This window comes from Hyphococcus aureus (genome assembly GCF_042643165.1).
Lineage (GTDB): Bacteria > Pseudomonadota > Alphaproteobacteria > Caulobacterales > Parvularculaceae > Hyphococcus > Hyphococcus aureus.
Map to the genome: position 1 here is coordinate 15,629 of NZ_JBHRSH010000001.1, position 25,709 is coordinate 41,337.

General features: G+C 56.3%; 25 protein-coding genes. 11 read left to right on the plus strand and 14 right to left on the minus strand.

Going from position 1 to position 25,709, the window contains the following annotated elements:
* Positions 1-10 precede the first annotated feature (10 nt).
* The gene (locus ACFOOP_RS00075) at positions 11-1,126 is read left to right on the plus strand and encodes a glycosyltransferase (RefSeq protein ID WP_379878475.1); all 1,116 of its coding nucleotides are present in this window, start codon (positions 11-13) and stop codon (positions 1,124-1,126) included.
* Positions 1,126-2,535 (plus strand): glycoside hydrolase, encoded by a 1,410-nt coding sequence (locus ACFOOP_RS00080; RefSeq protein WP_379878477.1) that lies wholly within the window; start codon positions 1,126-1,128, stop codon positions 2,533-2,535. Before ACFOOP_RS00075 ends, ACFOOP_RS00080 begins: the two co-directional genes overlap by 1 nt.
* A gap of 10 nt (positions 2,536-2,545) precedes the next feature.
* Here the strand turns inward: ACFOOP_RS00080 and ACFOOP_RS00085 are convergent, their stop codons facing one another.
* Positions 2,546-3,436, minus strand: coding sequence for a glycosyltransferase family 2 protein (locus tag ACFOOP_RS00085; protein WP_379878479.1), 891 nt, complete (start codon positions 3,434-3,436; stop codon positions 2,546-2,548).
* A 265-nt stretch (positions 3,437-3,701) separates the two neighbouring features.
* On the opposite strand from ACFOOP_RS00085, the gene ACFOOP_RS00090 reads away from it, so the two are divergent.
* On the plus strand, positions 3,702-4,475 hold the full coding sequence (locus ACFOOP_RS00090; protein WP_379878480.1) for a sulfotransferase family protein: 774 nt from the start codon (positions 3,702-3,704) through the stop codon (positions 4,473-4,475).
* Here the strand turns inward: ACFOOP_RS00090 and ACFOOP_RS00095 are convergent.
* The 8 genes from ACFOOP_RS00095 to ACFOOP_RS00130 all read right to left on the minus strand — a co-directional run bounded on the left by ACFOOP_RS00095 (position 4,472) and on the right by ACFOOP_RS00130 (position 13,333).
* On the minus strand, positions 4,472-5,635 hold the full coding sequence (locus ACFOOP_RS00095; protein ID WP_379878482.1) for an acyltransferase family protein: 1,164 nt from the start codon (positions 5,633-5,635) through the stop codon (positions 4,472-4,474). The two genes, ACFOOP_RS00090 and ACFOOP_RS00095, sit on opposite strands and share 4 nt — an antisense overlap.
* 69 nt (positions 5,636-5,704) lie before the next feature.
* Positions 5,705-6,670: a glycosyltransferase family 2 protein gene (locus ACFOOP_RS00100; RefSeq protein ID WP_379878483.1), complete on the minus strand. Its 966-nt coding sequence runs from the start codon at positions 6,668-6,670 to the stop codon at positions 5,705-5,707.
* Between the two features lie 37 nt (positions 6,671-6,707).
* Complete coding sequence (locus tag ACFOOP_RS00105) at positions 6,708-7,508, minus strand: sulfotransferase family 2 domain-containing protein (protein ID WP_379878485.1); 801 nt, start codon at positions 7,506-7,508, stop codon at positions 6,708-6,710.
* Entirely contained in the window at positions 7,505-8,659 is a 1,155-nt protein-coding gene (locus ACFOOP_RS00110; protein ID WP_379878487.1) for a glycosyltransferase family 4 protein, read from the minus strand. The genes ACFOOP_RS00105 and ACFOOP_RS00110 overlap by 4 nt, the downstream gene beginning before the upstream one ends.
* A 189-nt stretch (positions 8,660-8,848) precedes the next feature.
* The gene (locus ACFOOP_RS00115; RefSeq protein WP_379878489.1) at positions 8,849-10,342 is read right to left on the minus strand and encodes a lipopolysaccharide biosynthesis protein; all 1,494 of its coding nucleotides are present in this window, start codon (positions 10,340-10,342) and stop codon (positions 8,849-8,851) included.
* 172 nt (positions 10,343-10,514) lie between these two features.
* Positions 10,515-11,294, minus strand: a complete 780-nt coding sequence (locus ACFOOP_RS00120; protein WP_379878491.1) for a sulfotransferase family 2 domain-containing protein — start codon at positions 11,292-11,294, stop codon at positions 10,515-10,517.
* 3 nt (positions 11,295-11,297) lie between these two features.
* Complete coding sequence (locus ACFOOP_RS00125) at positions 11,298-12,179, minus strand: glycosyltransferase family 2 protein (RefSeq protein WP_379878493.1); 882 nt, start codon at positions 12,177-12,179, stop codon at positions 11,298-11,300.
* 2 nt (positions 12,180-12,181) lie between these two features.
* Complete coding sequence (locus ACFOOP_RS00130) at positions 12,182-13,333, minus strand: glycosyltransferase family 4 protein (protein ID WP_379878495.1); 1,152 nt, start codon at positions 13,331-13,333, stop codon at positions 12,182-12,184.
* Between the two features lie 491 nt (positions 13,334-13,824).
* On the opposite strand from ACFOOP_RS00130, the gene ACFOOP_RS00135 reads away from it, so the two are divergent.
* On the plus strand, positions 13,825-14,367 hold the full coding sequence (locus ACFOOP_RS00135) for a polysaccharide biosynthesis/export family protein (protein ID WP_379878497.1): 543 nt from the start codon (positions 13,825-13,827) through the stop codon (positions 14,365-14,367).
* A 135-nt stretch (positions 14,368-14,502) separates the two neighbouring features.
* Positions 14,503-15,354: an ATPase gene (locus ACFOOP_RS00140; RefSeq protein WP_379878499.1), complete on the plus strand. Its 852-nt coding sequence runs from the start codon at positions 14,503-14,505 to the stop codon at positions 15,352-15,354.
* A 30-nt stretch (positions 15,355-15,384) separates the two neighbouring features.
* Here the strand turns inward: ACFOOP_RS00140 and ACFOOP_RS00145 are convergent, their stop codons facing one another.
* The 4 genes from ACFOOP_RS00145 to ACFOOP_RS00160 form a co-directional block, all read right to left on the minus strand.
* Entirely contained in the window at positions 15,385-16,458 is a 1,074-nt protein-coding gene (locus tag ACFOOP_RS00145; RefSeq protein WP_379878501.1) for a helix-turn-helix transcriptional regulator, read from the minus strand.
* Between the two features lie 127 nt (positions 16,459-16,585).
* Entirely contained in the window at positions 16,586-17,047 is a 462-nt protein-coding gene (locus ACFOOP_RS00150; protein WP_379878502.1) for a hypothetical protein, read from the minus strand.
* Positions 17,048-18,150: 1,103 nt separating this feature from the next.
* On the minus strand, positions 18,151-18,561 hold the full coding sequence (locus ACFOOP_RS00155) for a hypothetical protein (protein ID WP_379878504.1): 411 nt from the start codon (positions 18,559-18,561) through the stop codon (positions 18,151-18,153).
* A gap of 71 nt (positions 18,562-18,632) precedes the next feature.
* Positions 18,633-20,177, minus strand: coding sequence for a UbiD family decarboxylase (locus ACFOOP_RS00160; protein WP_379878506.1), 1,545 nt, complete (start codon positions 20,175-20,177; stop codon positions 18,633-18,635).
* Positions 20,178-20,439: 262 nt separating this feature from the next.
* Between ACFOOP_RS00160 and ACFOOP_RS00165 the strand changes: the two genes are divergently transcribed.
* Together ACFOOP_RS00165 and ACFOOP_RS00170 are read left to right on the plus strand one after the other, a co-directional pair.
* On the plus strand, positions 20,440-20,706 hold the full coding sequence (locus ACFOOP_RS00165) for a PGPGW domain-containing protein (protein ID WP_379878508.1): 267 nt from the start codon (positions 20,440-20,442) through the stop codon (positions 20,704-20,706).
* Positions 20,707-20,787: 81 nt separating this feature from the next.
* Entirely contained in the window at positions 20,788-21,786 is a 999-nt protein-coding gene (locus tag ACFOOP_RS00170; RefSeq protein ID WP_379878510.1) for an amidohydrolase family protein, read from the plus strand.
* A 3-nt stretch (positions 21,787-21,789) separates the two neighbouring features.
* Here ACFOOP_RS00170 and ACFOOP_RS00175 read toward each other — a convergent pair whose 3' ends face one another.
* Positions 21,790-22,569, minus strand: a complete 780-nt coding sequence (locus tag ACFOOP_RS00175) for an enoyl-CoA hydratase (RefSeq protein ID WP_379878512.1) — start codon at positions 22,567-22,569, stop codon at positions 21,790-21,792.
* An 82-nt stretch (positions 22,570-22,651) separates the two neighbouring features.
* On the opposite strand from ACFOOP_RS00175, the gene ACFOOP_RS00180 reads away from it, so the two are divergent.
* The 4 genes from ACFOOP_RS00180 (at position 22,652) to ACFOOP_RS00195 (ending at position 25,706) form a co-directional block, all read left to right on the plus strand.
* Positions 22,652-23,365 (plus strand): glutamine amidotransferase-related protein, encoded by a 714-nt coding sequence (locus ACFOOP_RS00180; protein WP_379878514.1) that lies wholly within the window; start codon positions 22,652-22,654, stop codon positions 23,363-23,365.
* Positions 23,366-23,368: 3 nt separating this feature from the next.
* Positions 23,369-24,025 (plus strand): glutathione S-transferase family protein, encoded by a 657-nt coding sequence (locus ACFOOP_RS00185; protein ID WP_379878516.1) that lies wholly within the window; start codon positions 23,369-23,371, stop codon positions 24,023-24,025.
* Between the two features lie 83 nt (positions 24,026-24,108).
* Positions 24,109-25,452 carry a TldD/PmbA family protein gene (locus tag ACFOOP_RS00190; RefSeq protein ID WP_379878518.1) on the plus strand — a complete coding sequence of 448 codons (1,344 nt, stop codon included), beginning with the start codon at positions 24,109-24,111 and terminating at the stop codon, positions 25,450-25,452.
* 20 nt (positions 25,453-25,472) lie between these two features.
* Positions 25,473-25,706: a DUF4170 domain-containing protein gene (locus ACFOOP_RS00195; RefSeq protein WP_379878520.1), complete on the plus strand. Its 234-nt coding sequence runs from the start codon at positions 25,473-25,475 to the stop codon at positions 25,704-25,706.
* Positions 25,707-25,709: the final 3 nt, after the last annotated feature.

The following is a 25,709-nucleotide window of genomic DNA, read 5'->3' on the forward strand; positions in this document are numbered from 1 at the left end:
GGATTTCTCCATGGATACGCTGAAAAAATATCCGCGCGTCGCGATTGTCCATTACTGGCTTGTGGGCATGCGCGGCGGTGAACGCGTGCTGGAGCGCCTGCTGCACCTGTATCCGCAAGCCGACATCATTACGCATGTTTATGACCGCGAAGCCGTCTCTGAGATTATTCGGGACAGGAAAGTAATCACCACTTTCATCAACAAACTTCCCGGCGCGCAGAAACATTACCAGAAATATCTGCCTCTCATGCCCGCCGCGCTCGAAGAGGTGAATTTAAGAGGATACGATCTCGTCATCAGCAGCGAATCCGGTCCAGCCAAAGGCGTCATCACGGCGCCGGATGCGCTTCATATTTGTTACTGCCACTCGCCTATGCGCTATCTTTGGGATCACTATCACGACTATCGAAGCCAGGCAGGCGTGATGAGCCGAACGGTCATGCCGCCTTTGTTTCACTATCTTCGCATGTGGGACATTTCCACGGCGGCGCGGATCGACAGCGTCGTTGCAAACTCCAATTTTATCCGCAAGCGCATCAAGAAAAGCTGGGGCCGCGACGCAAGCGTCGTCTATCCTCCGGTTGCGACAGACCTTTTTCAACCGTCCAATGATGTAAGCGACAAATATCTCTGGGTCGGACAAATGACCCCTTACAAACGGGCCGATATTGTTGTCGACGCCTTCAACGAATTAAAGGCGCCGCTATTGATGATTGGAAAAGGCGAGCTTTCCAAATCAATTGCCAGGCGCGCGAAGTCAAACATTACGATCTTGCCTCATGTGAGTTTCGAGGAGCTGCGCCAAGCCTACGCCAATTGCCGCGCGCTGATCTTTCCGGCGGAGGAGGATTTCGGGATTATTCCCGTGGAGGCGAACGCGGCCGGGCGACCGGTTATCGCCTACGGCAAAGGCGGCGCCGCGGAAACAATCATCGACCGTAAAACCGGAATCTTTTTCAAAGAACAGACGGCGTTGTCTCTGACGCAAACCATCACCGAATTTGAAAGCTGGCTGCCCCATTTCGATCCCGGCGACGCCATTGAAAACGCTTCCCGGTTTTCGACGCCAGCCTTCGATGAAAATATGCGCGCAGCAATCTCCGCCGCTGAACGGGATTGCGCATAATGAGCTTCACCATCTTCGGTTTGCTGGTGCTCGCCATATGCACGCCTTTGCTGATCTGGCGCAGCCCCCTCGCCTTACTGATAGCCCTGATGTTTTTCAGCCTCATGGGCGGCTCTGCGGCGATCGTCATCCCCGCTCTCGGCAATGCTTCCATCCAACCCGCAGTGTTCGGGCTGGTTTTTTTATGCGCTAGCGCCTTCTTGCCGGGGCGATACCGGTCCGGAATTGTGCCGGAAGCGGTTCTTCAGAATATCTACCTTGTTTTCTTCTGCATATTTGGTTTTGTCGCGGCGCTTACCTTGCCTTTTATTTTTTCAGGCGCGATGGAAGTGGCGCCCATGACTCCAATCGTTTCCCGCGACATGTTCGCCGTGACGCCGCTACGTTTCGCGCCTGAAAATATTACAACAGGCGTCTACCTCCTGGGCACAATGGCCGCCGCCCTCTGCGCCTATATCGCGATGAAAAGAGCCAACGCGCATCTGGCCTTCGCAAAAGCCGCAGCGCTGGTTGGCCTTCTTCACGCCTTTTTGGGCCTCTCGGATTTCCTGCTGAGCGGCACCGGTTATGAAGAGTTTCTGGCGTTTTTCAGAAATGCAAAATATTCACAAACCGATCACACCATCGCCGGTCTTTCGCGCATGAACGGCATTTTGCCCGAGGCTTCTGAATATGCGAATGTCGGTTTTATATGGCTTGTTTTGTGTTTTGAATTGTGGTTGCGCGGTTTTTATCCGCGGCTGACCGGCGCCGCCGCCGCCCTTCTTCTTATCGCCCTTGTCTTCTCACTCTCCTCAACCGCTTTTGTCGCGCTTGGCGGATATGGAGCCGTTCTGCTGCTTCGCGCCTTTTTCACGCCCGGCTCCATAAGAGGTCGAAACACACTGGCGTTAATGGGCGCCGGCGCTTTGGCGCTCTTATGCGTCGCTGCAACCTCCCTGTTTGCGCCTTCTTTCGCCAACACGCTGGCGCGAACTTTCGCCGACCTCACGGTTGAAAAATCAGAATCCTTTTCGGGCATGCAGCGCATGTTCTGGGCCAGGCAAGGTATCGACGCTTTCTTTGTATCCTGGGGGCTAGGCGTTGGCCCCGGATCATTCCGCTCCTCCAGTATTCTCACTGCAATTCTTGGCAGTATGGGCGTTTTCGGTCTGGTGACGTTTACGGCGCATCTTGCAAGCGTCCTGAAAGCCTTTCGGTTCTCGACCTATTACACGCACCGCCAGATGAATCCCAGAAACCTCGTTGGCGCTGCCGCAAGCTGGACGGTGATCGCGCTTCTTATTCCCCGATCGGTTTCCGCGCCCTCTCCCGATCCCGGTCTGGTTTTCGGCCTGCTGAGCGGCGTCGCCTTGTGCTTGCGCGCGGCCCCTGCTTTTGCAAGCAGTCATTCCGTCGCTCATAGTTGACGCCGTGCATTTATGTGCGCGCGAATTGTTCTGCGAGCGATCCGAGCGCCATATTGTATCGGATGGCGAAATCGGGATCGGACGAAAATGTCTTCAATCCAAAAAGCGCTGGCAGAGAAGCAGCAAGTTTTAAAGGGTTCATCGCCGGTGGCAAAGGTCTTCCCAGCTTCTTGAACAGACGCGCCCGGGAAAACCCTTCCCAGTAAGCCCTTTTCGCCGCCCATTCCAATTGCATGCGCTCAGCTTGTATAACGTGATCCACCACAAAAGCACTGTCATAGCGCGACGCAAATCCTAGCTCTTCCAACCGTGCGACTACATAGGCTTCTTCGCCGCTGATCAGGCGGGCGCCAATACGGCCAAGGCCGAGGGGAAACAGACCGACCGCCTCCAGCGCGCTGCGGCGGACAGCGAAGTTGGCGCCGCAAATATTGTGCCCTTCGGACACCTCGCCGACGCCTTCATCCGTCACACAGGAAAGCAATAGCATCCAGCGTTGCGTAATGTGGTTCGCATCCACCCCATCGGGCCAGCGCGGCGCAATTTTTCCGCCGATAACGGCCGTCGACGTGTCCGCCTCAGAAAGCGCTTCCACGAGACGCGCCGCCCAGTCTTCATGGGGAACCGCATCATCATCAAGATAGACAATCCATTCGTTTTCCGCCTCCTCATGCGCCCTGTTGCGCGCAATGGACAAGCCCGGCTCATCGCACCGAAAATAAAAAGCGCCATGATCATCCGCAGACTGTTTTAATTTCGCCGCCTGATCGGGTGCGGAAGCGCTATCAATAATCAGCATCTTCAGGCGGAGCTTTTTTGCCTGCGGCGATGTTGACCGCAAGCAAACCTCAACGTCATCGGCACGATTATGCGTGCAAATTGCAATCGTCACGATGCTCATGCGCTATCATGCCCTGGCGCACCCAGCATTTTAGTGCGCAGCAATAATGAAACGCTGTTTTGCATCAATATCTTTTTCCGATTAAACCGCGTCAATGTTCCGTTCTTCCATCGATTTTGCGCAAAAGATGCGTCACGCGCCAAGCGGCTGAGATTTCCACAAAAATATCGATTTTGCGGTGCACATAAAGCAAAAAACATCATATACTCACATTGGTCGAGAGGAATGAGCTTCAGCGCACCTGAACGAGGGGACGGGGGCGGTTATGGAAATTCGTGAAGCCTTCAAGGGAGTCGCCGGGCGCGGCCTATCCATTATCCTTCCTGCCTGTTCCTATGAAAACTGTATTTTCCTGATTGGCCATATGCGCTGCGGGTCCACAGCATTATCCAATATTCTGTGCTCACGCGGCGACATAAGCGGCTATGGCGAAGCCCATATTTCATACACACAGGAAACCACGCCCGGCCTTCTTGCCCTTAATCAGGCCAAAAAGCGCCGCTGGACGTTCAAGGCGCAATTTTTATATGACAAACTTTTGCATAATCATCTGGACGACAATCCGCCGCCGGATTTTTTCTCCGCGCGCGCCATTTTCATGGTTAGGCGGCCCGAGGAAAGCATTCCCTCAATTGTCCGGCTGTTCCAGAAAATCAGGTCCAACGAATATGGCAGTTTTCTAAAAGCCTGCGCCTATTACGAAGCACGGCTGGAGCAAATGCGTGATCTTTGGCTCCATTTCGGATCGGATCGGAAAACTTGCATTAATTTCGAGGATCTCGTCGCCGCCCCTGAAGAAAAACTGAAGCGCCTTTCCTATGCGCTGGAGTTGTCGCCGCCATTAAAAAATCAATATGCGCCAGATGATGTGGTCAAGGAGCCGGGCGTCGGGGATCCATTTGAAGCAACCAAACATTCAAAGATTGTCGCGCGCAAGGCGCAGCATATGAAAGCGTTGAAGCTTTCCGATAAGGAACGAAAAGCGCTCGCCAGAGCGTCCGACGCCTATGACCGCTTTATAGCGGAAACCGCATGCTAGGCGCCGCTTTGCGGGCTTTCGGCCATTGCGGGAGTTGGACGCGGAGCCGAAGCCGCCGGTTGTCCGGCCGGCTCCCCACGCCTGACCCGGTTGCGTATTTTTTCCATCGGTTTTTCTATGCTGTACACGACGGCAAGACTAAAAACGATGCTCAGCACAATGGCGAGTACGCGCAAGCGCCAATCATAAACGCCCCACCAGGGCGCCAGTTTGGCGGTCAAGGCGAGCATAGGCCAATGCACCAGGAAAAGCGGATAGGACAGATCACCTGAAAGATCCGAAAATTTGGAGACAAAGCGCCTGGGCGCCGTATCGCTGCGGTGCGGCGCAATCATGCACGCGAAAAAAGCCAGACATGCAAATGGAATCGATCCGTACAAGATGAGCGCATTGGCGCCGGGAAGAATGTCCCCTGCGAAGCTCGAGGCTTTTCCCAACACGACAATGATGAACACCGCCGCAATTTCCTGCGCAAAAACATAAATCAGAAAGCAGAACACCGCAGCCGCAGCGAACAGGCTTTCCCTACCGGCCAGCCATCTGCGCGCCTTGTCTCGCCATTTGTCATAACCGAGATGCAACGCTGCGCCGGCGGCAAACGCGATCGTCGGGCCGAAATATGAATAGTAGGCAGCGCCATATAATCCCGCGATGACAATGTAAGCGGCGATAAGGATCCCGACTCCGAGCCAGACATATGTTCGCATCGCATCGCCGCGAATGACAACGGCGATCAGCGCATAGTGAAACAGTTCTATCGCAAGACTGAACGCCGGCGGCGCGAAGCGGTGCGGATAAATATCCATGGGAAAAAGGGTCAGCCCGACAATGAAAAACTGCGCCGCCCATCCCCCAACTGACTGGGGCCAGGAAAGCGCAGCGTTCACCCGGCTCGCCCCGGCGGGATCTATGGCGATAACGGCCGCAGAAAAGAAAATAATAACTAGATAAGTCGGCCAGAGCCGCAAAATGCGATTCACCGCGAAGCGCTTCAGGCCGTCAGACGTTGAATAGGTTTTGACGACGACCCGGGAAATCAGAAAGCCGGAAACCAGAAAGAACGCCATTACCGCGATAGGGCCCGGCATGGGTGACGTCTTGAAGAAGTGATACACGACCACGATGAGGGACAGCAAAAGCCTTAGAAAGCCCTGATACATTTTCCCGCCCGTCTATAGCGCACTGCGCTTGCCTTCTTGACCGCGCGCGATGAAGCGCGGCGGCAACCGTTACCGGAAAATCACTTTCCGGGAACGCAACACATTCACCCCCCACATCAGGAAGAGCCGGATGCTGACCGGTCTTTCTGTCTGAATGGCGCCGCCCAGAATATTCACCAATGCAGACAGAGCATGTTTCGGCCGGAATTTTCCGTAACTCACATTTCTTCGGAAGACGCGGAGATCAACATAGCCCTGAAAACTTCTGGGTGAAATTTTCAGCGGCTGTGCGCCGCTGGCTGTCCGCTCTTTCTTGACCGCTTCCAAATCGGCGCGTGCGGCGTTTTGTTCCTGCTCCTGGAGATTCCGCACAGAAATATTGTCGCCGTGAATGCGATAATAAAGAAGCATTTCCTGAAGATCAGCGACTTTCCCACATTTGCAGATGCGCAAATACATGTCGTAATCTTCGACATGTCGATATGCATCTCGGTAGCCGCCAATCTCCTGCAACGCTTTTTTACGAAGCATGATCAAGGGATGCAGCGGCCGCGGCGCCTTGGGCGGATAAATCAGTAAATTGTGCGGCATGAAGACAGGATCTTTGCCGACATTATGGTTATCCGGCTCCTGAATGCCCCGCCCATGCTCATCAATGCTGTGAAGCAGGCCGCCGACCATCACAACATCGGGATGGGCTTCCAGAAAATTCCGCTGCAGCTCCAGCCGGTTCGGAAACATGATATCGTCAGCGTCCATGCGCGCGATATATTTCCCCCGCGCCGCCTCAAGGCCCGCATTCAAGGCGCTAACGATACCGCCATTTTGTTTGGTGATGATTTTTACGCGCGGGTCTTTCTCGGCGAAGGAACGTAGAATGGCCGGCGACCCGTCGCGGCTACCGTCATCAACGACGATGAGTTCGAAATTCTCATAGGTCTGCACCAGAACAGACTGAACCGCCTCGGCGATATACCCTTCGCCATTATAGACGGGCAAAATGCACGAAACTTCGGGCGCATCATACTGCTTCATGACCGGCGCTCCACAGGGGTTCGTGCGACTCTCGTCATTACGCCGCCTCCAAGCGCGCTACGGTCTCACGATACAGCGGGAAATCTCTCGCATAATACTCTTCGATAAACGCCGCGATGTCAGCGTCTTCTCTTAACACTGAATAGCGTTTCATCGACGGCTGGAATAATCCGAACTTGATCAGCAGCCGCCATGCATTTTTTTTGACTTGAGGCGACAGATAGGATTGATAAAGCGGTTTTGACTTGTTGATGATCAACGCAATGACTGGATTGGATGGCGTGACGCTTGTATTCTGGGCCTCTTTTTCCGGCACAGGGTTCAGCTCATGTTCGCGCAGGAATTTATTTAGCGGCGCAAAATTACCAGCGACACATAACTCCTTAACGACCCTCTCTTCACCCAGCAGTATATAATCCGCTTGAGGCGTAAAGTGGATGTAATGCGGGTTGAGGCCGACCTGATTGTCTTTCAGCCATGCGATGACTTCCCGGCAAAGCTCCGCAAATTTCTCATTGGTGAGTTCAGCGCTCGTCAGGCCCCGGAATTCACGGCCATATTGCATAATAGCCGAGCCAAATCTTTCAAAAGGATCGCGCACAACAGCAAAGGCTTTGTAAGCCTTTATTTTTGAAAAGACCTCAGGATAGTAGTCCGCAAGCGCCCAGAGGGGCATATGGGTTGGCACCGGCCATTCAATCTTGCCCAACTCGGGATGCGTAATTTCCCCACTGAAAAAATGCGTGTCGGATAATTTTCGATTGGCCGCCTTTACTGTGGAGCCGGCGCATTTTGGAATATGAATGAAGACGAACTGATGCTTGTCCGAAATAATCATGAACTGCTCTCATAAATCGCCTGAACCGGCGCTGTTGTTTGCAGCGCCGCCGGCCTGGGCGATGGACTTTCAATTTCTCTTGTGAGCAAGGCGCGCCATTCGCGGACAAAACGATCCCTGGTGATTTGCGCTGCGTAATTTTTCGCACCATCGATAAAGCGCTGCTTGTCTGTTTCCGAAAGCGCAAGCGCGCGACGCATGCCTTTCGCAATGGAAGCAATGTCCGTTGGGTCAACGAGAATCGCGTTTTCGTTTATGGCTTCCGATTGCGCGGATTTTTCACTGACAATACAAACAAGCCCCTGCTGCGCGGCTTCGATTACGGGAACGCCAAACCCTTCGAGCAGGCTCGGCAACACAAATGCATGCGCATTTTCATAGAGCCAGCCCAGCTCGGCGTCCGACACCCGCCCCAAAAGACGCACTTCGGGTTTGTCGCAAACAGCCTCCTCGACCGCCTCCGCGCTGTTTCCCCGCGGCCCGCAAATCACAAGCTCATAGTCGTCACTCAAGCCAGCCTCGTAAAAAGCGGCGATGGTCCTGTCGTAGTTTTTTCTTTTCTCAAGAGCGCCAACGCTCAACAAAAAGGGCTTTGTGACGGTCTCCGGTTTTTCTGTCGCCAAGCTGGACGGCGTGGGACGCGGATAAAGCGTAATGACCTCGATAAAACGGAATGCATCGCCATAGATGTTTTGAAATGCATCCGCCGTCGTCCGGCTGACACAGATAATGCCGGGCGCAGCGGACTGGATTTTATTATACGCCCCACGGTAGAGCGCCACGGTTCCTTCATCAAACAGATCGGAATGGGTGATAGGACCGACATCGTGACACAGGACCACATCCTGCGACGTCAATGGACTGCGCAACACATAAAGCGGGTCCATGAAGACCGTTCGCGCACCGTCGGCGTTGCGGGAAGCTTTGATTTGAAATATCTCGCCGCCGCCAAGAAGCCGATATTCCAGCATCATCAGGCGACCGCTGATTTTTCGCGCCAGATCGTTTGACGCATAGGAATTGTTCAGCCGCCAGCAATAGACGTCGCTGAAAAGATCCGCGCACTCTTCAATGATGTCACGGCAAATATAATAAGCGCCGGTCCGATTGATCAGACCAAGTGAAAAATCAGCGATAAGTTCCTTGGCCATAGTGAAACCGACGAGACCACCTTACCCGCAAAGCTTATGCTGCAGCGCAACAATAATCAACAGAAAAGCGTGACACCGACCCTTAAAAAATAGAAAATCAAATTTATTTTCAATGAGTTATAAAAATAGGGGCGGCTTCGACCGTTCCTGAACAGCAATCGCTATTCTGGACCGGCTGTCGCCCGAGCTTCACAGCAGAAATGCGCGCAAGACTGGCGCTTTCTTCAACTGCGTCAGCACCGTTGTTTCGACTCCTTGCGGCGCCCCATCAAGCCGCCACAACAAAACATGCGTACCGAGATAGATTATAGCGCCTATAGTTGCGATCAGAACGATCATTACAAACGCGCTCCACTCAAGGCCGCGCCATTCCATGAAGATCTCCAGCGCGCGAACGGCGGCGGCCATAACCATGACAGAAGCAATCGACCGCCGCGCGGCCCAAAGCTGCGCACGGATGGTCAGACCCGCTAAATGTTTGGCCATCCTCAGATCAATAAAGGTGCTGAATAGCCCCGCCGCCACTCGTCCCGCGACAGCGCCAATCAGCCCGAACGATATGACTCCAGCCACCATCAAGGGCACCCTTACGAGAAACACGAGCAGATTGTTGAAAAACATCAGGCGTGTTTTTCCCATGCTCATCGCGAGGGCGGAGGCTGGCGACACGATCGTGCGGATTGCGAAGATGACGGTGATGAACTCAACAACGGGAATCGCTTCGATCCACTTCTCACCCAACGCCCAGGGCACGGCCCGGTCGGCCAGCAAGGCAAAGCCGATTCCGGCCGGCAATCCGATCGACGCCAGCAACGCCTGACTTTTGGAGAAATAGGAGGGAAGGTCTTTTTTCTCCCTATGTATTTTCGAAAAGCCAGGAAAAAGGGTAGCGATAATTGGCTGTGTCGCCTGCTTGGTCGGAATGCTCGCCAACCTCACGCCCATATCATAAACGCCAAGCTTCGCCTGTCCCAGAAATGAGCCCACCAAAATCTGGTCGATACGATTATTGAGCGCCGTCACTGTCTGGTAGAAAGTGAGCCAGATTGAAAAGGAAAGCAGGTCTTTTGCATATTTGAGCGAAATGCGCGGCAAAAAGGGAAACAGCGCATAGGAAACGATCACCCGCGCGCAGGTCGCAGCAAGAGAGCCCGCAATGATCGCCCAGTAGTTTTTATAGATCAGCGCTACGGCGATGATGATCGCGAGATAGGCGACACGGGAAACAAGGGTCAGGGCGAATGTCTGCCAAAAGATAAGCTGGCGTGAAAAATGGGTAAGGCGCGGATTTTCAAGCGAGCCCACAAACAAAATGCCGGCGCACGCCATCGTCAAGGGAAGCAATCGCGGATCATTGAACGCATTGGCGTAGGGAATAGCGCACAAAGAAATGACAATTGCGATCAACAGGCCGCGGATCAGGGCGAGCGTCCACGCCGCATGATAATGCCCGATCTTTTCTTCCTTGAGCTGAATAAGCGCGTTGGAAAGATGCATCGTCGTGAAGGCCGATACGATTTCGGTTAGCGCCACCGCGAGCGCAACAACGCCGAAGTCCTCCGGCGCCAGCAACCGCGCCAAAATAACGGTGCTTAACAGGCCGATCAGGCTTTCAGAAGCGCGCCCAGCGCCGAGCCAAACCGCCCCGCGCATCAGGCTTGAAGAAAGACTGCGCTCCGCCATGGCGCTCACACCCGTTGATAATAGTGCAAAAGGTCAACGAAAAGGACGGGAGCCGGTCCCTCCGTTTCAGGATGACGCCTTGAGGATGAGAAGGACGTTGAGTTTATCGCCGGCATTTTCTGGACAACAACACTAAATTGACCGACTCTTTTTCATCTCGATGAACATCGCGCTACGCCGCACGTTCAAAAAGGTGAAAATCATCTTCATACAATTGTTCAATAAGTTGGCGCGACGTTTTTGACATTCCCCGATTGGACAATGTCGAAGTCGGCGTGACGTTTAGTTTGGGCAGCTCTTTTGCGACACCGAGCTTTCGCGCGATCTTCACAAAATCCTCATCGAGCCGCTCAAGCCTGGATATGAAATCGACCCCAGGCTCTCCAGTGCGCGGATCAATCAGGAAATAGGTTTGCGGCCGAAAATGAATCCATGAGCGCGCCTCTTTTTTCACAAGGACTTCCTGGATGAATTCATCCACACCGCATTCAGGTTTTATCCATTGTTCCGCCCATTTTTTATCTGCAGCGTTGAACCCGCCCTTTTTGAGAAAATGAAAGGCCGACGAGATTCGTTCGGCAGGTTCGCGCATGATTGTAAACTTGAACATGTCGTCAAAACGCTTGGCGCCCAGATAGAAGAGATAATGTTTCACAGGTTCATGCCCTGCGCCGAGATTGCCAAATAAAATTTTTGTCACGGAAACGCCTGCGCATTTTGGAATATGCACAAAGATACAATTCATCTTAAGATATGGATCGAGTGAGTATTCGCGGTCGGGGTAAAGCTCCGGCAATTTCTCCAGATAACGAAACCAGCCGCGCCCGATCGTATTGAATGCGCTTCGGCGGGCGATATAAGGCGCGCGCGCAAGCGCCCTGGCGCCAGCCTGCTTCATTTGCACCTCAAGGGACCGGGCGCGATGAACGTCGCTATGCGCTGCAATCGCCATACATCATCTTCTCAGGGTTAAAATCCGTTGCGGATCGGACCGCCCGGTCAATAGCTCCCACAAGGCGAGCCAGTTGCCATGGCAGCGCCCTGCCCGGTCAACCCAGGGCTCAGGCGTGAACATTTTGTAGTGATTGGCCGCAACGTTTTTCGCAATGAGTTTCCAGCCGTATTTTGCACTCATCGTGCCTTTACGCATCAGATAGAAAGGATTGGCGACCTGTGAGTAGCCGAGTTTCACCCCGCTTGTCCGCGCGCCTTTAACGCCGCGATGAACTCCCCAGAAGGCATGGGTTTTGGCAAGCCGGCCTTTCGGCAAAAGACTTGCGGCGAAATCAATGTCCTCCTGCCAGCCATAAAGCGGCAAACATTCATCAAAACGCGTGTCGCCGATCATCTCCGCGCGATAAGCCATATTGCATCCATAAAGCCCATTAAGATCGCGCTTGACGGCGTCATCGAGAGTGGGATTTGCGTCGGCCTCCTCAATCAGCGCCGTCGCCTCATCGTAGGAAACACCTTCAGAATTAATGCCATCCGCAAGCAAATATCCGGTAGCGCCGGCGCAGTCCGGATGGGCGATAAAGAACCGGCGCACCCCTTCAAGCATGTAGCGCGACGGAAGATAATCGTCGTCGATAAAAACAACGATATCGCAATCGGACATCACCCGCTCCAGCCCGCGATTACGTTGTTTAGGCAACCCCTTCTCGCCGAACATGACTTCCGCATTCGCCGGCAGTAATGTCTCAGGAGGAAGATCGGCCCTTTCTGTAACGGAATAAACGATCCTGTGCGCTGGCTCCGTTTGTGCAACGAGATGCGGTGTGAGCTGTTCCAGCTCCGCTGCGCGGCCAAGGCTCGCTATGATCACCGCCGTCTTCATCTTTATGCGCTCATCTGTTTTGACGCGGTGATCGGCTGTTCGGCGGAATTCATGTCCAGAAGCTCGGCGTTTATGGCCGCCAGCAGTTTTTCGGCAGACTTTCTCCATGTGAACTGAGCGGCCCGCGCCTTGCCGGACTGGCTTAATTCTGACCAATAGGCTTCATCGGCGCGAAGCCGCGCAATCGCCCCGGACCAAGCAGACGGATCAAACGCATCCGCATAGACGGCCGCTTCACCGCAGACTTCCGGCAAGGCGCCTTCCGGCGCGACAATCGCCGGCGCGCCCAGCAACATGCTTTCCAGCGGCGGCAGACCAAACCCTTCCGTTGTCGATGGACATGCAAAGCCGAGAGACATTTCCATCAGGCTGCGCATTTCTTCATCAGTCACAAATCCGGCGAAGACCACATTGGCGGGCGCTTCGACGCCAAGCTCTTGCGCAAAAGCGTTCCGGTCCGCCGCGCCAAAAAGCACGAGCTTGCAAGACGCAAGTTCGTTTTCAGAAAACGCCTTTAAAAGAACGGAGATGTTCTTATGCCGCTGCGTATTAGCCAGCGCGCATATATAATTACGCTTTTCCAGGCCAAGCCGGTCGATGATCGATGGATCAACGCCAACCTTGTTCATGTGATCAACGCCATTATGAATAACGGTAATTTTTTCTTTCGGCGCCACATTATGTAACGCGAGTTGTTCGCGAGAATATTCAGAAACAGTGAGTATGCGCCGATGCCTGCGGCCAATGACAGGCAAGATGAACTGATACCAGCTCCGGAAAGCAGGAGAATAGGATTCAGGCGTTAAATAGACCTGCGCGTCATGGATCATGGTGATCGCATCGCTCACCGTGATCGGCGCCAAATTACACAAACTCACAAGCAAGCGTTTGCGCGCCAGAAAGGGAAGGTCGAATTGCTCCCAGAATTGCCAGGTGAACACGCCGCCCTTCCGCATGGGAATCAAGCCATCTTCAAATGAACGGCGGATGTCAGACGGGCAAATCACCTCCGCCGTAAAAGGCGGCATTCCCCGTTCCTGAATGATCGTCTGAAGCGCACGGATCAATTCTTCCGCAACCCTGTGGACACCAGTGGGATTGGCCGACAAAAACTTGCCGTTTATGGCGACGTTAAAATCCTGCGCGGCGCTCACAGGCCGTCTCGCGCAGTATTGGCTAACCGGTCAGACCCGAATCGCCGGCTCAAAACAGACAAGCCGGCCACAAGGCCGCCTGGTTCAAGACGGATGCAGGTTTCTGTTACGCTCGCCGCGCCTTCCCCCATCTTCGTCCTTTTCAACAATCCGCGAAACTCAGCAAAAGGCATGTCGCCTCAAGCTCGCTCTTGTGCGACGCAACATAATCGAAAAGCAAATTTCTGGCAATTCAAAACGCTGACCAACATCGAGGCGCTACAAAACGGGCGGGAGCGTCGTAAACTACCTATTGAAAATTATATCTTTTCGCGAGCCTTTCGGAATTCCTTGCAGGAGCAGGGCGGCCCCGGGAACAACGATCTTCATATTGCATTTTGTTCGCATTCGTGGTGCAATGCAGCATAAGTGTTTGCCTTCCGGGGGAAGACTGGGGTCGGGATGCGCCACAATCAGCGGGCGACCATCCCGATGAGGTTGAAAGGTCGAATATGACGCGGTTTGCACTTTTTTCCGTCTTGCTGATGACCCTTGCGGCCTGCGCCACAGGAGAAACAGCTCCGCTGCGGCCGGTCTCGGGATATCAACTCCTTTCCGGCGACCAACTGAAAGTTTCAGTATACGGAGAAGACGAGCTCACCGGGACCTATCTGATCGATGGTCAGGGGGAGATTGCCTTCCCGCTGATTGGAAGCTTCGCGGTAACCGGCAAAACCAGCGCCGAAATCAAACAGGAACTGGAGGCCGCTCTGGCGAATGGTTATCTCGTCGAACCGAGAGTGCTGGTCGAGATCGCCAATCCGCGCCCAATCTACATTCTCGGCGAGGTCAGCCGCCCCGGGGAATATCCTTACTCCGAAGCGATTACGGTGCTGCAGGCCATTGCGAAGGCTGGCGGCTATACCTACCGGGCCAATCGCTCCACTGTGTACATCGCCCATACGGGGGCAAATGAAGAAGTAAAATACAAGCTGACGCCCACGACGGTGGCGTTGCCTGGTGACACAATCCGGGTCGGCGAACGCTTTTTTTAGGCTCTTTGGTCGCGCGTCCCTACCCTTTGAGTTGTTTCCATGCGCCGCCGCAACCGGCTGAAAAAATCGATCGCCTCTTTGCCTTGAAGGTCGATAGGGGTTAAGGACGTCCGGTTCTGAACGGCGGCTCCGGTGATGTCTAAAAAGCAGTCTTACAAACGTGGCGATCCTTTGGCGGTTCTCGGCATGTCCGGCGTCGGCAAGACGCGGATCGCCTCGATGCTGCGCGCCGAGGAGCGCTGGTTTCATTACTCCGTCGATTACCGCATTGGCACCCGCTACATGGACGAGGCGATTGAAGACAACTTCAAGCGCGAGGCCATGAAGGCGCCGCTCCTGCGCGAGCTTTTGCTGTCCGATTCAATTTACATTTCTTCGAACATCACCTTCGATAACCTCTCTCCGCTATCGACATATCTTGGCAAGCCAGGCGATCCGGACAAGGGCGGCATTCCGTTCGATGAATATGTGCGCCGTCAGCGCGAGCATCGCGAAGCGGAAATCCGCGCCATGCTGGACACGCCGCGTTTCATTGAAAAAGCCAAAACGATCTATGGCTATGACAAGTTCATCTGCGACACGTCGGGATCAATCTGCGAAGTCGTGGATCCGGAAGATAAAAACGATTCGGTCCTGAAAGCGGTCAGCGACTGCTGCCTCATCATTTATATTGCGGGCGACGAAGCCCATAAGGACGCGCTGAAAGCGCGCTTCGACCGGGCGCCCAAGCCGATGTATTACAATGAAGGCTTTCTGCGTCAGGTCTGGGCTGATTACCTGAAAGAGACCGGCGTTGCTGAAAGGCAAGTCGATCCCGACGCTTTCATTCGCTGGGGCTTTGCGCGCCTGATTGACTGGCGCGCGCCGCGCTATGAAGCCGTCGCCAAAAACTGGGGCGTCAAAATCACCGCGCGCGATGTCGAAAAAGTTCAAAGCCCCGACGATTTCCTCGATCTCGTAGACAAGTCGATCAAAAAACAAGCCTGACCGCGGCGCCGGTGATCAGCGAACAGCGCCCTAATGGGGCAAGGTCAGATTCGAGATCAGCGAGACCACTTCGGGCATCCGGTTGCAGCCGGTCTTTTCGATAATCTTGCGGACCTGAGTGCGCACGGTGTTGATCGAGACGCCGCCATGCTCGGCGATCTTCTCCACCGGCACGCCGGCGCCAAGCTCGCGCGCAACGCTCGCCTCCGCTGCTGTCAGATCGAACAACGACCGCAACAGGTCAATCGACGGGCGGGCCTTGAGGTCGATCGGATTGAAAACAAGCAGCGCATAGCCTTTGGCGAAAATATCGTGCGCCGATCCGCTGACAGGAACCATATGCGCCACATAGGCCGGACGTCCGTCATCATTCCTGATCGCGAAGGACTGCACCGCCGAGCGTTTGTCGAGCGAGCCGAGCGCCGCCTGGAATAACTCATTAGCATCGCCATCTTTCAACACGAGGCGTTCATTGGCGCCCCATATAATCGCGTCGGACAGCGTCTCGACTTCACTACTGCAATCAATCCCTGTCCCATTGAGATCAAGGAGGACCACGGGAACGGAGAGCTTTGAAAACGCATCCTTTGCGGTTGTCGCGGTCTGGAGCCCCATGCGCGCCGCGATCATCGCCGCGCGTGCAAGATGCGGGCGCAATTCGTTCAGTGTATTGATGAACGGCTCTTCCATGGGCCCGCGATCATGATTGCGCTCCACACTGACAACAATGTGGTCGCCCGTCGGCATGATCAGGCCGGTGCCAGCCGACCAGCCGAGATCGCGGGGATAGAAAAACTCCTGATAAATGTCGTTGTTTTGAATTTCGTCTTCGGTCCAGTAATCGAGTTCCGTCAGAAAAGCCGAATGCGCTTTTTCGAGAAGGCACACCCGCCGACCGCAGCGGCGAAACCATCCGCCTTTGAGATATTCGTCAAAGGCGCCGTAGACGCTATCGCTCGCGGTCCAGTTAAGTGATTTCTCCTTGGTGGAGAGCAACAGCCCGCCTTTGGACTCCGTCATCTCAGCGAGATCGCTCAGAATGCCCGGCCAGAGATCGGGCGCGAACGACGCCTCGTAAACGCGATCGATAAAAGCCGACTTCATGAAACCTCCGGAACTCAACGCAACAATGCCGCCAGTCTTATCAAATGGCGGGCGATGATCAATGACCGGCGTCAATTTACGCCGCGGCAAGAGCGCACCGCCATCAACGGCGATGCGCCCTCACGCTTTATTCGGTACCTTGCGCGGCCGCCGCGAGCTGCGCGTCGCAGGATTTGCCCTGATAGAGCCCGACCACATAAAGCCAGCGCTTCTCGGCGATGGCGCGCTGCTGGGCTTCGCGTTCTTTTTTCTTCTTGGACGATTTGCCGAGCAGACCGCCCACCTGGCCGATGGCGCCCACCGCGCGGCCCGCCCCGGCGGAGAGCGCCGCCTGTTGCGCAAGGCCGGTCCCGACATTGGCGAGATATTCACTGTCCATCAGCGCCTCGGACGGATTGCCGCCGAGCACTGTCTCCATGGCGCCGACTTCCTCAACCAGTTGCGTGCAGTTCATGGCGGCGTCGCCGAACTTCATCGGTTGCGTCAGAGCCGGCGCCTCATCGTCGCCGGCATGGGCGGCGCCGGCGGCGACAAGTGTGAGGCCCAGCGCGGCCAGAAATGTCAAAAAGATCGAAACGGCGTGGTGCATGACAGAAATCCCCTTCATCAGGCGTTGATGCTTACAAGCGTCTTCGGCGCATCGGCCATTGGGTTGCGTAGCGGCCCTCCCCCCGGATGCGCCGAAGACAAGACGCACCATAGGAAGGCGTGCGCGCCCGGCATCATCAAAATTGGTGATGGGCGGGCGGTGATTTCGTCTTCCCGCATGGAGGCGGGAAAGGCGCGGCGGCGGCGCCTCGCGTTCAATTCAGGCCGCGTCTTTTCTGGCTTTGCAGGCGATGTGGCGCCATTCAGCATTTTCTGCTCCGCCCTTGCCTCACCTGCGAAAGGCGCGGTCAGGTGTCTGACGCCTCCCCGCGGCTTGACCGTGGGACCCAGCCGCAAAGGGGCGTGAACACCGCGATCAAGTCGCGGCGAATCGGAAAACAGGTCGGCGTTCATAGAAATCCGGAACCTTATTCATGCTTCAAGATTGAGCATTATACGGCCGCCGGAAAAGTGGTGAAAAATTATCCACGGGTTCCGGAATGGCCTTATACTTGCCGCCGCCCCCTGCGCCCCTGAGGTAAAGCCCCTCTCCCTTGAGGGAGAGGGGTTGGGGTGAACAAACTTCGTGATAAGTGTCCGCCCTGAAACCGGCGAAGCCTCAAATCATCCGCACAAGACGTTTACGGAAAAACGCAAACCTGTCTGAACAATGCCCGTGGCCGACTTTACAAGCATTGCACAAGCACGGTTTCGCGGTGCGACGTTCGCCCCCATCCCCCGCTTCGCGGGTACTTCCCCCGCAAGCGGGGGAAGAGAGAGCCAACATCTAGGCAGGGAACACGCGTCTAGATAAGGCGAACCATTTCACAGGAGCGCCCTCCTCCCCCGTTTACGGGGGAGGTGTCGACCCCGGATTAAATCCGGGGGAGACGGAGGGGGTGTTGATGCATCACGAGCATTCAACGAGGATTATTTGCTGAGGCGCGTCACGACAGTTTTGGGTCTTTGACCGTCTGACGGAGGTAGGGCTCTAACGCCCTCACTTCCTCCCTCTCCCCAAGGGGGAGAGGGAGGAAAAAGAAACTCAATATCACTTTGCTTTAGCTTCTTATTGAGGCCCGCCGCCACAGGGGATAGAAAATCCTATTCTTCTCCATCAAGCAGGCCCCACCAATGGTCGAATTGCATATCCGCAATATGATCCAAAATAGGGTACGCAAACTCTTTCGGGAGAGGCATCCAATCAGGTTGTGTGGAATTCGGAATTCCTGAGTCGCTCTTTGAGGGGCCATTCCATCGGAAAAGTAACGTTCGAGTTGCCTGACCAGAGTTTGAAATACGAGGATCGGGATTCCATGTTCCAATCGCGATTGAATAAGACCCGTCCCCGCCATCAAAAACGACATGGTAGTCTTTGGATTGAAGTCTTGCTGCTGGTCTTGGCCCAACTTCGTCTGCGCGTATAAAATCGGCTTTCGGCTGCTCATCACTGTTATCGAGCGAAGGCGCCTGCGTTTCTTTTTTGCCGTGTGCAAGACGTCGAAAAATTCCCATTTCTATTTTCCCCTTGTCATTGCCCCACGACTAATTGAGCAAAGTAAAACCTAAGACGCAATCATCTTTATTTACCCCCAAATCCCTTTCCCGCTTCCCGGCAAACCCAACCTCTCCCACATCTCGTCGACTTTTTTGACGACCGCGTCATCCATGCGGATTTCCTCGCCCCATTCGCGCTTTGTTTCCGGCGGGAGCTTGTCGGTGGCGTCGAGGCCGATCTTGGAGCCGAGTGACGCTTCGGGTGAGGCGAAGTCCAGATAATCGATGGGCGTGTTTTCAATCACGGTGATGTCGCGCGCCGGGTCCATCTTGGTGGAGACCGCCCACATCACGTCTTTCCAGTCACGCGCATTAATGTCGTCATCGACGACGATGATCCATTTGGTGTACATGAACTGGCGCAAATAACTCCACGCGCCCATCATCACGCGCTTGGCGTGGCCGGGATAAGCCTTCTTCATACTGATGACCGCGATGCGATAGGAGCATCCTTCCGGCGGCAGCCAGAAATCCGTGACCTCCGGAAACTGCTGCTGCAATAACGGAATGAACACCTCGTTCAGCGCTTCGCCGAGCACGGAGGGTTCATCGGGCGGGCGGCCGGTAAAGGTCGAGAGATAGATCGGGTCCTTGCGATGGGTGATCGCGGTGATCGTAAACACCGGAAACTTTTCGACAGAATTATAATAGCCCGTGTGATCGCCATAGGGCCCCTCATCGGCGTAGTCGTCGAGGGAGACGTAGCCTTCCAAAACGATCTCCGCTTCGGCGGGCACCTTCAACGGCACGGTCTTGCAGTCGACGAGCTCGACCTTCTTGCCGCGCAGGAGCCCTGCGAAATGATATTCCGACAGCGTGTCGGGAACCGGCGTCACCGCCGCCAAAATCGTCCCCGGATCGGCGCCGATCACCGCCGCGGCGGGGAGCGGTTCGCGTTTTTCCTTCCCCCACCGCGCATGATGCTGGGCGCCGCCGCGATGTTTCAGCCAGCGCATGATGGTTTTATCGCGCCCCAGCTTTTGCATCCGGTAGATGCCGAGATTGTAATCGTCCTCGCGTTTGGTCGAAGGCCCCTTCGTCACCACCAGCGGCCAGGTGATCAGCGGCGCGGGCTCGCCCGGCCAGCAGGTCTGGATCGGCAAGTCATCCAGGTTGATCTCGTCGCCGGTGTTCACGACCTCCTGACAGGGCGCGCCCCAATCGCGGGAGGCGGGCTTCATGGCCATGACGGTCTTCGCGAGCGGCAGCATCTCAAGGGCGTCTTTGATGCCGCCGGGCGGTTCGGGCTGGCGCAGGAAGGCCAGCAGTTCACCCACTTCACGAAGGTCTTCGCCCGTCTCGCGGACCTTGCCCTCAAGCGTCACGCCCATGGCGACGCGCTTCACTGTGCCGAAGAGATTGACGAGGACCGGCATGGGCGAAATCGATCCGTCATCCATCACCGGCTTTTCGAACAAGACCGCCGGACCGCCCTCAGCCAGCAGCCTTGTCTGGATCTCGGTCATTTCGAGTTTGACCGCGACGGGTTCCGACACCCGCACAAGCTCGCCCGATGATTCGAGGCGCGCCATGAATTCGCGCAAGGAGGATGAAGGCTGAACCGGTTTTGACATCAAAACTTCCTGTTTGGCGCGATGCGCCTTCACGGGCGGCGCCGGGCCGCCTCAATTCCGCCGGGTTAACGTCCGTTTCACCAAAATGTAACCGCCCGGCTTAACGTATTTTTGGCGCCTCCCCTTTACGGTAAAGGCGCCGGAGCATACCTTATCAAGGCGCGGCGCGGGATAGCGGCGCGTGAAGACAAAACCGCCCAGTTTGCGTCACCCGGACCGGTTCCGGGCTCCATGTAAAGGGTATTTGGGGAGTTTACTCGGCATGTTGCCGATCGTGCATCAGGTGTTTGGATCATTGCTGGTCGTCGCGGGTCTCATTGTCCTGCCGCTGCCGATTCCTTTTGGCCTGATCATGCTCACCATCGGTTTTGCGCTGCTGGCCCCCTACATCCCGGCGGTGCAGCGGCTGATCCGGCATATGCGCGGCAAATGGCCCAATCTCGACGGGACCCTGCGCCGCTGGCATCACCGCATGCCGCCGGTGATCAAATCGACCATCGACAAGACCCACCCGCACCCGGCTGAGTAATCGGCGTAAAAGCCGCCCGCGATTTTGCCCTGGCCAGCCAATTCCTCTAGGATGACAGTTCATCTTGAGGGGGGATCACTCATGACATTGAACCGGATTTTGATCGCGGCGATTGCGGCGGTAAGCCTGTCCTCGCCGGCGCTGGCGAAAAAGGCGGATCACAGGGCCTATGAAGGCCCGATCATCGACGTTCATCTGCACGCCTACCCGGCGGACGGAAACGGCCCCGCGCCCAACGCCGCCTGTCCCGGCGTCGCGGCGAACCTTCAATATGATCCGCAAACGCCATGGCCGGCAAAAATGGGCGCGCTGATGATGGACCCGCCCTGCGACGATCCAATCCTCGGGCCCGCGACGGATGAAGAAGTGCGCGATCAGACCATTGCTCTCATGAAGAAATACAATGTCAGAGGCGTGCTCAGCGGCCCCGCCGACCGCATCGCCGACTGGCAGGCGACGGCGCCGGGCCTCTTCATCGCCGGACGCGAGCTCAGCCTCAAACGCGACGATGTTTCCGCCGAAGAGATCGAAGCAGAATTCGAGAATGGCGAATTCGAGGTCCTCGCGGAAGTGACGAACCAGTATCGCGGCTTCCTCGCTGACGATCCGGCCTTCGACGCCTACTGGGCGGTCGCCGCCAAACATGACATTCCGGTCGGCATTCATCTCGGAATCGGCCCGCCGGGCGCGCCATTGCTTTATCCCGATTTCCGCGTCCAGACGCCGCTGAAGATGGAGGCGATCCTCAACCGACACCAGACCTTGCGCGTCTATCTCATGCATGCGGGCTTTCCGTTTGCGGACGATATGAAAGCGATGCTCTATCTCTACCCGCAGCTTTATGTGGACACGGGCGTGTTACAGCTCGCGGCCCCGCGCGAGGACTATTACGCCTTTCTGGAAGAGATCGTGCGCGCCGGTTTCGGCGACCGCATCATGTTCGGCTCGGACCAGATGAACTGGCCCGGCATGATCGAGGAAGGCATTGAGGCCATTAATGATGCGCCTTTCCTTACCTATGAGCAGAAGAAAGACATCCTCCACGACAACGCCGTGCGGTTTTTAAGACTTGAGGAATAGGCGTCAGCCCAATTTTGAGAAATCCGGCTTGCGCTTTTGCATGAAGGCCATGCCGGCTTCGCGAAACTCGGCTGACCTTAACTGCGCCGCGAAATGCACGCCTTCTTCTTTCATGCGCGCCAACACTGGCGCACGGTCGCCCTTCATCAGTTTCTTGGTGAGCTTCATCGCCGCGGGCGCTTTTTCGGCAATCGCTTGCGCCGCGGCCAGTGCGGTTGCTTCCAGCGCATCCGCCGCCACGACCTCGTTCACAAAACCGAACTCGAGAGCGCGCGCGGCGTCAATCTTCTTGCCAAGAATAAGTATCTCCGCCGCTCGCTGGTGACCGGCGATCTCGGGCAGCAACAGGCTCGACGCGGCCTCTGGCACAACGCCGAGATTGACGAACGGTGTATGGAAGGTTGACGCGTCGCTCGCATAAACCAGATCGCAGTGAAGCAGCATGGTGACGCCAACCCCCACCGCCGGCCCCTGGACCGCCGCGATCAGGGGTTTTTCCGCTGTCGCAATGCCTTCGAGAAAGCGCATAACCGGTGGGATCTCCGCCCCGCCCGCAATCGCGCCCGCGCCCGACATGAAATCCGCGATGTCATTGCCCGAGGTGAAAACGTCGCCGCGCGAGTGGAACAGGACGGCCCGGATGCTGTCATCCCGGTCCGCCTCCGCCAGCCCGTCGGCGAGCGCCCCATACATGGCGGCCGTAATGGCGTTCTTTTTATCCGGCCGGTTGAAGCCGAGTTTGAGGATCGCGCCCTCACGGGTGATGGAAATGTGATCGGTCATAAAGCCGCCTTTCGCAACTTTCGCGACTTGACGCAATCATCGCTCCGGGATCAAGAACAGGGAGCAGTTTGAAAGCAGTTCCATGCATATCCGCATTCTCGAGACCGGCGAACCGCCAGAGCCCCTGAAAAGCCAATTCGGCGATTATTTCGTCATGTTTCAAAGGCTTTTGGCGCCGCATTCTTCCAACTTTTCATTCTCTACAACGCGCGCCCATGTGGGCGAGGCGACGCCGGCGCTGTCGGAGTTCGACGGATTGCTGATCACCGGCTCGCCCGCTGGCGTCTATGACGGGTTGGACTGGATCGAGCCCTGCGCGGAGCTCGTCCGCCAGACTGCGAAAGCGGGCAAGCCGCAGGTCGGCATCTGTTTCGGTCATCAGTTGATGGCAGATGCGCTGGGCGGCAAGGCGGAGAAGTCGGACAAGGGCTGGGGCGTTGGCGTCCATGATTACGCAATCAAGGCGCAGACCGACTGGATGATCCCGCCCTCGAACCACCTCGCCTGCGCCGTCTCCCATCAGGATCAGGTGACGGCCCTGCCGCCAGGCGCGCGCATTCTCGGCGGCAGTGAGTTCTGCCCCATGGGCGTTCTGGAGTTCGCGCAAGGCCCGGCGATCTCGTTCCAGCAGCATCCGGAATTCGCCCATGATTATGGCGAGACCCTGTTGCGGTTTCGCAAGGGCCGCATCCCGGCCGACCGCGCCGACCCCGGCATCGCCAGTTACAAAAACCGTTCGGACCGCGAGCTTATGGGCAAGTGGATCGCCAATTTCTTTCTGCAACATGAGAAGTGACACATGAGCGACCTCACCCTCACCATCGGCGACAAGAATCTTTCCTCCTGGTCGTTGCGGCCATGGTTTCTAGTGACGCAGGCCGGCATTCCGTTCACGGAAGATAACATCAAACTCGACCAGCTTTATTCCCGCAAGATCCTCAATGAGAAGTCGCCCTCCGGCCTGGTGCCGTTCCTAACCCACAAAAGGGCCGGCGGTGATTTCGTCGTCTGGGATTCGCTCGCCATTGCCGAACATCTCAACGACCTCTTCCCGGAAAAACAGCTCTGGCCAGAAGACATCAACGCGCGCGCCGTCGCGCGCAGCGTTGCGGCGGAAATGCATTCCGGCTTTTCGGCATTGCGCAATGTCTGGCCGATGATGTTCCTGCGCGAAGGTCTCGCCCACACCACCTCCGGCGGCGTTCAAAAAGACATCGACCGCATCAACGAGTTGTGGACCCTATGCCGGAAAGAATATGGCGCTGATGGTGACTTCCTGTTCGGCAAGTTCTCCATCGCTGACGCCATGTATGCGCCCGTGGTCTCGCGTTTTGTCACCTACGGCCCACTCGAGCTGTCGCCGGAAGCTTCCCGCTATCGCGACATGATGTTCGCCCTGCCCGCCATGAAAAAATGGGGCGATGGGGCGCGGGTGGAACTGGCGGCGGTAGGTTAGCACCGCCCCAGCCTGTCCCTTAAAGGGAGGTTGATTGGCTGCCTGTCTTGCCTCCCCGGCTGCAACCGATTATCCCCCAGCCCATGCAAACAAACGAAGCACAAGCCATTCTCGAACGCCTGATCGCCGACGCCAAGGCCGAAGGGGCCGAGGCCGCCGACGCGGTCCTGTTCCATTCCGTCTCATCGGGCGTCTCCTGGCGTATGGGCAACCTCGAAGACGTAGAGCGGTCAGAGGCCGCCGATCTCGGCCTGCGCGTCCTGATAGGCAAACGTCAGGCCTCGGTCTCGACCACGGACCATTCCGCCGCCGGCCTTCAGGAGCTTGCCGAGCGCTGCGTCGCCATGGCCAAAGCCGCCCCGGAAGACCCGTGGTGCGGCCTCGCCCCGGCGGAGCGGCTGGCCAAAGCCCCGTTCCCCGAGCTTGATCTCGGTGATTTCGCCGAACCCTCGACCGACATCCTGAAATCTCGCGCCGCCGAATGCGAAGAAGCCGCACTCGCCGTCAAAGGGATCGTCAATTCCTCCGGCGCCGGGGCGGGTTATGGCGAGGGCTGGAAATGGCTGATGACGAGCCACGGCTTTTTCGGCCAGTCAGGCGGATCGAACCACTCCGTCTCTGTCAGTGTCGTCGGCAAGGACGATAACGGCATGGAGACCGATTACGACTACGATTCAAAAACCCATCTCAGCGATCTGAAAAGCGCCGCCGAGGTCGGAAAAAGCGCGGGCGAGCGCACCGTGCGCCGGCTCAGCCCCAAAAAGCTGAAAAGCCGCACCGCGCCGGTTATCTTCGACAATCGCCTTGCCAGCTCCCTCGTATCGCAACTCGCCGGCGCCGCCAATGGCGCAGCGATCACCCGCGGCGTCAGTTTCCTCAAAAATAAAATGGGCGAGAAAATTTTCGCGGACGCAATCAATATCATCGACGACCCCCATGTGCCCCGCGGCGCAGGCTCACGTCCCTTTGACGGTGAAGGCGTCGCCAATGGGCGCATCGACCTCATCAAGAATGGCGTGTTGACCGCATGGCTGTTGAACTCGTCGCAGGCCGCGCAATTGGGTCTTGAAACCAATGGGCGCGCCACGCGCGGCACAGGCGGCGCGCCGGGATCAGGCTCGACCAATCTGACGCTGCAGCCGGGGCCGCTCTCTTTTGACGGCCTGCTGAGAGATGCGAAAGACGCCCTCTATCTCACTGACATGTTCGGCCCCCAGGTGAACCCGAACACCGGCGATTATTCCGTCGGCTGTTCCGGCTTCTGGGTTGAAAATGGCGCCATCGCCTATCCGGTGAGCGAAATCACCATCGCCGGGAATATCCTCGAAATGTATGCGGGACTTATTCCCGCCAACGATCTTGAAATTCGCGGGTCGACCAATGCGCCGAGCGTTCTCGTGCCGGCGATGACCATCGCGGGCGACTAAAGACATATACGGAGCGTCTCATGAGCGACAAACAATTGCTGCATCTCGTCTTTGGCGGCGAACTTGAAAATCTTGAAGAGGTCAAATTCCGTGATCTCGACAAGCTCGATATTGTCGGCGTCTATCCGAATTACGCTGCGGCTGAAAAAGCCTGGCGCGCCAAAGCGCAGCAGACCGTGGACAATGCGCATATGCGGTATTTCATCGTCCACATGCACAAGATGCTCGATCCCGACGGCGACGGGAAGTTCTAGCCC